Origin of the sequence: Sporosarcina cascadiensis, from assembly GCF_009650995.1 — a bacterium.
Taxonomy (GTDB): domain Bacteria; phylum Bacillota; class Bacilli; order Bacillales_A; family Planococcaceae; genus Sporosarcina; species Sporosarcina cascadiensis.
In genome coordinates, this window is record NZ_WHVV01000033.1 from 1 (window position 1) to 6,722 (window position 6,722).

General features: G+C 47.6%; 7 protein-coding genes. All 7 read left to right on the top strand.

From position 1 onward, the window contains the following. The coding region (locus tag GDZ68_RS17820; RefSeq protein ID WP_153723671.1) for an iron chelate uptake ABC transporter family permease subunit at positions 1 to 725 on the top strand (725 nt) is incomplete at its 5' end. Continuing rightward, complete coding sequence (locus tag GDZ68_RS17825) at positions 722 to 1,483, top strand: iron ABC transporter ATP-binding protein (protein WP_153723672.1); 762 nt, start codon at positions 722 to 724, stop codon at positions 1,481 to 1,483. The genes GDZ68_RS17820 and GDZ68_RS17825, both read left to right, overlap by 4 nt. Positions 1,484 to 1,505: 22 nt before the next feature. Then, positions 1,506 to 2,489, top strand: a complete 984-nt coding sequence (locus GDZ68_RS17830) for a siderophore ABC transporter substrate-binding protein (RefSeq protein ID WP_153723673.1) — start codon at positions 1,506 to 1,508, stop codon at positions 2,487 to 2,489. Between the two features lie 74 nt (positions 2,490 to 2,563). Beyond that, a complete protein-coding gene (locus GDZ68_RS17835) occupies positions 2,564 to 2,737 on the top strand; it encodes a hypothetical protein (RefSeq protein ID WP_153723674.1) in 174 nt (57 codons plus the stop codon). 293 nt (positions 2,738 to 3,030) lie between these two features. Continuing rightward, complete coding sequence (locus GDZ68_RS17840) at positions 3,031 to 4,173, top strand: MFS transporter (RefSeq protein WP_194841233.1); 1,143 nt, start codon at positions 3,031 to 3,033, stop codon at positions 4,171 to 4,173. A 108-nt stretch (positions 4,174 to 4,281) separates the two neighbouring features. Further along, positions 4,282 to 4,917 (top strand): uracil-DNA glycosylase, encoded by a 636-nt coding sequence (locus GDZ68_RS17845; RefSeq protein ID WP_153723676.1) that lies wholly within the window; start codon positions 4,282 to 4,284, stop codon positions 4,915 to 4,917. A 50-nt stretch (positions 4,918 to 4,967) separates the two neighbouring features. Further along, positions 4,968 to 6,692 (top strand): ABC transporter ATP-binding protein, encoded by a 1,725-nt coding sequence (locus GDZ68_RS17850; RefSeq protein WP_153723677.1) that lies wholly within the window; start codon positions 4,968 to 4,970, stop codon positions 6,690 to 6,692. The last annotated feature ends 30 nt before the right edge of the window (positions 6,693 to 6,722 follow it).

Sequence of the window (6,722 nt, forward strand, 5' to 3'; positions counted from 1 at the left end):
CCCTATATATTTTACTTCAAACTGTCCTTATTTTCTTTTTTGGTTCTACCCATTTTGTACTGATTAATCAGCAATTCAACTTTATGCTGTCGGTAGGGGCCATGGTACTGTTTGCTTTACTGCTCTATCATTTTTTATTCGGCAAGGGCAACCGGCCGATCTACTTCTTGCTGTTGGTCGGTATTATCGTCGGAACGTTCTTCGGCAGTATCTCGACATTCCTGCAAGTATTGATCGATCCGAATGAATTCTTGCGTGTACAGGATAAAATGTTTGCAAGCTTCAACAATATCAACGGCGATCTCGTCTGGTGGGCATTTGCGATACTCGTGCTGACGCTGATCATCGGCTGGCGCTATATTAATGAGCTGGATGTTCTTTCATTAGGACGGGATACCGCGATTAACTTAGGTGTATCTTATCAGACGGTCGTGAAGGTCATGCTGATATTATCCGCTGTTCTTATTGCTGTTTCGACTGCGCTGGTCGGGCCGATTACTTTCTTTGGGCTTATTGTCGCCAATCTGTCGTATCAATTCTTTAACACGTTCAAGCACTCCATCTTAATTGCCGGAGCTGCGCTGATGAGTGTGGTAGCATTGGTCGGCGGCCAGTGGATTGTAGAGCGGGTCTTCTCGTTCTCCACGACATTGAGCGTAATCATCAACTTTGTCGGTGGCATTTACTTCATCTATTTACTATTAAAGGAGAGTCGATCTTCATGATTCAAGTTCGTGAGCTAACGAAATTTTATGGGAAAAAGGCAGTCGTCGAAAAGGTCAATGTGAACATCCACCGCGGAAAAATCACATCATTTATTGGACCGAACGGGGCTGGTAAATCTACTCTTCTTTCGATGGTAAGCAGATTGATGGATGCCGATACAGGTGAAGTATTGCTGGACAAAAGTAAAGTGAAGGATATGAAGTCCAATGAATTCGCCAAGCGCGTAGCCATCTTGAAACAATCAAACTTCATGAACGTCAAATTGACCATCCGCGAACTGGTGGCATTCGGCCGTTTCCCGCATTGTAAGGGCCGTCTCCACGAAGAAGATGAGCGGATGGTGGATCAGGCGCTGGAATACATGGGCTTGATGGATATGCAGGAAGCCTATTTGGATGAATTATCGGGCGGTCAGCGTCAGCGCGCGTTTATTGCGATGACCATTGCACAGGATACCGATTATATTTTACTTGATGAGCCGCTGAACAACTTGGACATGAAACATTCCGTACAGATCATGAAAATTTTACGTCAGCTCGTCAACGACCTTGGCAAGACAGTCGTTATCGTATTGCACGACATCAACTTTGCCTCCGTTTATTCAGACCGCATTGTGGCACTGAAAAACGGCCGGATCGTCAAAGATGGACCGACGAACGATATTATCAATTCAGAATCACTGCGGGAAATCTATGATATGGATATCCCGATTCAACAAATGAAAAATTGCCGTATTTGCGTCTATTTCAACTCTTAAAAAAAGTGAGGAACTAATTCAAATGAAAAAACTGACACTTTCCCTATTCGCATTGATCTTAATGCTTGCACTTGCTGCTTGCGGCAACACGAAGGAAGAAGGCAAGCCGGCTGACAACGCGGCATCTGAAGATAAACCGGCAGCAGAAGAAAGTGCCGAGAAAACTGACAACACAGAAATCACAATCAAGCACGAACTTGGCGAAACAACTCTTGAAAAAAACCCTGAGAAAGTAGTGGTATTCGATTTTGGTGTATTGGATACATTGGATGAATTAGGGATCGAAGTGGCAGGTTTGCCGCAGGTTAATATTCCTGGATATCTATCGAAATATGAAGATGAAAAGTACGAAAATCTTGGTAGCCTGAAAGAGCCGGATTTCGAAGCAATCAACGCAATGAAACCGGATGTAATCTTCATTTCCGGACGTCAGTCTGATTCATATGAAGAGCTTTCGAAAATTGCGCCGACTATCTTCATGGGTGTAGATACTGCGCGCTATATGGATTCATTCAAAGAGAACATGGAAAAGATTGCAACTATTTTTGATAAAGAAGATGAAATGAACACAGAGTTAGCAGATGTTGATGCAAGTATTGAAGAAATTAAAGCGAAAACGGCTGAATCAGACAGCAAAGCATTAATGATCCTTGCAACTGAAGGAAAAATAAGTGCTTACGGACCAAGCTCACGTTTTGGAATCATTCACGATGTATTTGGTTTTGAGCCGGCTGATGAAAAGATCGAGGCTTCTACTCACGGACAGAACATCACGTTTGAATACATCCTGGACACAAATCCGGATATTTTGTTCATCATTGACCGTGACGCGTCAATCGGCAACGGTGCTTCAGCAAAAGATTCTGTTGAAAACGACCTGGTCAAGAAAACAAATGCATTCAAAAATGATAAAATGATCTACCTGAACGGTGAATACTGGTACCTTTCAGGCGGCGGACTTCAGTCAGTGAAAGAAATGATCAAAGAAGTAGAAGTAGCACTATAAGAAGTTTTACCCCGGGAGCTCAGCCTTCCGGGGTTTTTGTATGGAGATTTTCGCTGTAAAGGGGGGAATGTGCGGTGCCGGGCGCTTTTGGCGCGGCGGAAATGCGGATTGGTGCGGCGCTGGACGTTTTTGGTTCGCTTCCAGTCGTTTTTCGCACGGATAGCAGACGTTTTCGCACGTTTGAAGAAGCACCACAAATTTTATTTTCCCGAATAAAAGCCGTAGCCGATGCATGTTTCCAGCATTGATCATAGAATACCGCCGAGCGCTCATACGACCCTGTCCAGCGCTCATATCAATGCGCCGCCCGATCATGCCATCCTTCTCAGCGCTCATACCCGTGCGCCGCCCGATCATAATATCCTCTCTGGGGCTCATACCTGTCCGCCATCCTAAAACAAAACTAGTCAAATCTCTTCAAAAAGTGCTATAATTACATGTGTAAAGACACTATAACGCTTTTCAAGAGAAAGGTAGAAGACTAGTGAAAACAAAAGAGTTGTCGCGAAATAAATTACTCGGCATAGCGGGCACCGGCTGGATGTTTGACGCGATGGATGTCGGAATTTTATCCTTTGTCATTGCAGCCATTGCAGTGGACTGGAATTTAACCTCATCCCAGATGGGCTGGATCGGCAGTGTGAACTCCATCGGGATGGCCGTCGGAGCATTCGGTTTCGGACTGCTGGCAGACCGTATTGGCCGCAAGCAGGTATTCATGATTACATTAGTGCTGTTTTCCGTCGCCAGCGGACTGTCTGCGCTGACGACTGCATTATGGGCGTTCCTCGTACTGCGTTTTTTAGTTGGCGCAGGGCTTGGCGGGGAGCTGCCTGTAGCTTCTACATTAGTTTCAGAAAGTGTTTCTGCAAAAGAGCGGGGCCGCGTGGTTGTGCTGCTCGAAAGTTTCTGGGCGGCCGGCTGGCTCATCGCCGCACTGATTGCCTACTTCGTTATTCCGGATTACGGCTGGAGGGTTGCGCTGATCATCACTGCGCTGCCGGCATTTTATGCAATTTATTTACGGCGGAATTTGCCTGATTCCAAGAAATTCATTCAGGAAGGCAAAACAGAGCAATCCATCGGTCAGAAACTTAAGCGATTACTCGCGCCGGAATTCAGAAAGCGCACGATCATGCTGTGGATTGTCTGGTTTGCAGTGGTCTTCTCTTATTACGGCATGTTTTTATGGCTGCCGAGCGTGATGGTCTTAAAAGGTTTCAGCCTGATTAAAAGTTTCGGCTACGTGCTGATTATGACACTCGCCCAATTGCCCGGGTATTTCAGTGCGGCCTGGCTGATTGAGCGTGCAGGACGCAAGTTTGTTCTGGCAACTTATTTATTCGGCACGGCACTCAGCGCGCTGGCATTTGGAAATGCCGATACATTAGTGACGTTAATGATCGCAGGAGCATTTCTGTCATTCTTTAATTTAGGGGCATGGGGGGCACTGTACGCCTATTCACCGGAACAGTATCCGACTGCAATTCGCGCGACAGGTTCGGGCGTTGCCGCGGCAATAGGCCGGGTTGGCGGTATATTCGGTCCGCTGCTTGTCGGTTCACTACTGACGGCGGGTTACGGGTTTGGCATCATATTCGGCATATTCTGTGCGGCGATTATGGTCGGTGTGCTGTCCGTTGTGCTGCTCGGAACAGAAACCAAACAGACAGAGCTGGCATAGAATAGCGTAAGTCGTTTCCATTTACCATAAATGGGGACGGCTTTTTCAATGGTTAATATTTTTTATTCCGCTCCAAAAGCTCTATAATTACTAAAGGGAGTTGATACGATGTTTCGGATTCCAGATGAAATTGCCCGTCTAGCATTGAAGCGCAGTGAAGGTTTTCCAGTGGAAGGCTTTGTTCACGGAGAAGGTCCCGCAGCACCCGCTATCCTTTTAATCGGAGAGGCACCGGGCGAACATGAAGCTATACATGGCGTGCCGTTCATCGGACGTGCAGGCAATGAATTGATGAAATCACTTGATTCCGTCGGCCTGTCGCGGGAAGACGTCTATATGACGAGTTCATTCCGGAGCCGTCCTTACCGGTGGGGTACAAAAAAAGAACGTGACGGCACATTGACGGAACGAAAATATAACCGGCCGCCCACGCAAAAGGAGCAGCTGGCCCATGCGCCTGTTCTAGATTATGAAGTCGCCAACCTGCAGCCCGGCCTCATTGTCACGCTGGGCAATGTCGGACTGCAACGGCTGCTGGGAAAACAGGCTAAAGTGACAGAATTGCATGGCCGCTTGTTGAAGCAGCCGGTTCAGTATTTGCATTCACTTGATGATCAGCAGTACAGCTGGACAGAACAGTCATACACCATTCTGCCGACATTTCACCCGGCATCTGTATTCTACCGGCCGTCACTCAGGCCGGATCTCGAAGAAGACTGGGTGAAAATCGGAGAATATCTTTAAGGGCTGCAGCTGAAACCGTGGGAATAAAATTGAAACGAGGCCGGCCGTAAATGAAAACAGAAGGATCCTTGAAAAACTTTACAAGTCTTATTAAAACTCTGCATTGGCCTGTCGCTGTCACAGCGATTGCTTTATTCCTTTCGCTTGTTGAAACAGTGGCGGGACTGGCCGTTCCCCTGATCACCAAAGATTTGGTAGACTCATTCACCAGTGAACTGATGAACTGGAAAACAGGCGTCTTCCTGCTCATTTTATTTGTCGTCCAGGCGATTACTGGAGGCTTTTCCTACTATATGCTTGCTTACATAGGAGAGACGGTTGTGGCAGACCTGCGGAATCAGTTATGGCAGAAGGTCCTGCGTCTGCCCGTGCCGTATTTCGATCAGAATGAAACAGGAGAGACGATGAGCCGTATCACGCAGGACACGACCGTATTGAAATCGCTGGTGTCTGAGCATCTGGTGTCGTTCATTTCAGGCGTCATCTCGATTATCGGTGCTGTCGTGATCTTGCTCGTGCTTGACTGGAAAATGACGATTATTATGCTGGTCAGTGTGCCGGTCAGCATGGCCGTACTTTATCCGCTCGGCCGTCTGATGCATAAAGTAGCAAAGGCAACGCAGGCGGAAATGGCGAAGTTTTCCGGGCATCTGGGAAGAGTTCTCGGCGATATCCGTTTAGTAAAAGCATACCGTGCAGAGCCGGCGGAAGGTGAAAAAGGAAAGTCCGCCATTCAGTCGCTGTTTCGCTACGGTTTAAAAGAAGCGAAAATCCAGGCGGTCATTTCGCCGATCATGATGCTGACCATGATGGGCATCCTAGTTGTAATTCTCGGTTACGGTGGAGCACAGGTCGCCAAGGGGGCATTATCCGCAGGGACTCTCGTCGCCGTCATCTTCCTGCTGTTCCAGATCATTATGCCGTTTGCCCAAATGGCGCAGTTCTTCACATCGTTTCAAAAAGCGGTGGGAGCCACCGAACGCATCCAGGGAATTCTGCAAATGAAATCTGAACCGGCTGCGGGAGAGTCGTCTGTCCAGCCGGGCGCCGCACTGACGTTTTCAGATGTTCACTTTGCGTATGAAGAGGGGAAACAAGTTGTAAACGGCATTTCATTCACCGCTGAACGGGGAACAGTGACAGCGTTTGTCGGACCGAGCGGCGGAGGGAAAACGACTATTTTCTCGCTTGTAGAACGCTTTTACCAGCCCGTCGCCGGAGAGATTCTGGCGGGTGACATTCCCGTAAATGAAATCTCCTTATCCAACTGGCGCGGGCGCATCGGCTATGTGTCGCAGGAAAGTCCGCTGCTGAGCGGTTCAATCCTCGATAATATTGCCTATGGACTGGAACGGCGTCCGACGATGGAAAACATCATTGCAGCGGCAAAAGCAGCCAACGCTTATTCATTTATAGAAGATATGCCTGATCAATTTGAAACGCTGGTCGGAGAGCGGGGGATGAAACTGTCAGGTGGTCAGCGGCAACGAATTGCGATTGCGCGCGCCTTGCTGCATGATCCTGAGATTTTATTGCTTGATGAAGCGACCTCTAATTTAGACAGTGGTTCTGAGACGCATGTTCAGGAAGCGCTGCAGAACTTAATGAAAGGCCGCACAACGCTCATTATTGCTCATCGGCTTGCGACTGTATTGCACGCTGATCAATTATTATTTTTGGAAAAAGGTAAAATTACAGGCAGAGGGACGCATAAAGAGCTGGTTGATACACATATGCTCTATCGAGAATTTGCTGCAGGTCAGGGCCTCGCCTGAAGAAAAAGGAGAAGATATTATGTATGAACC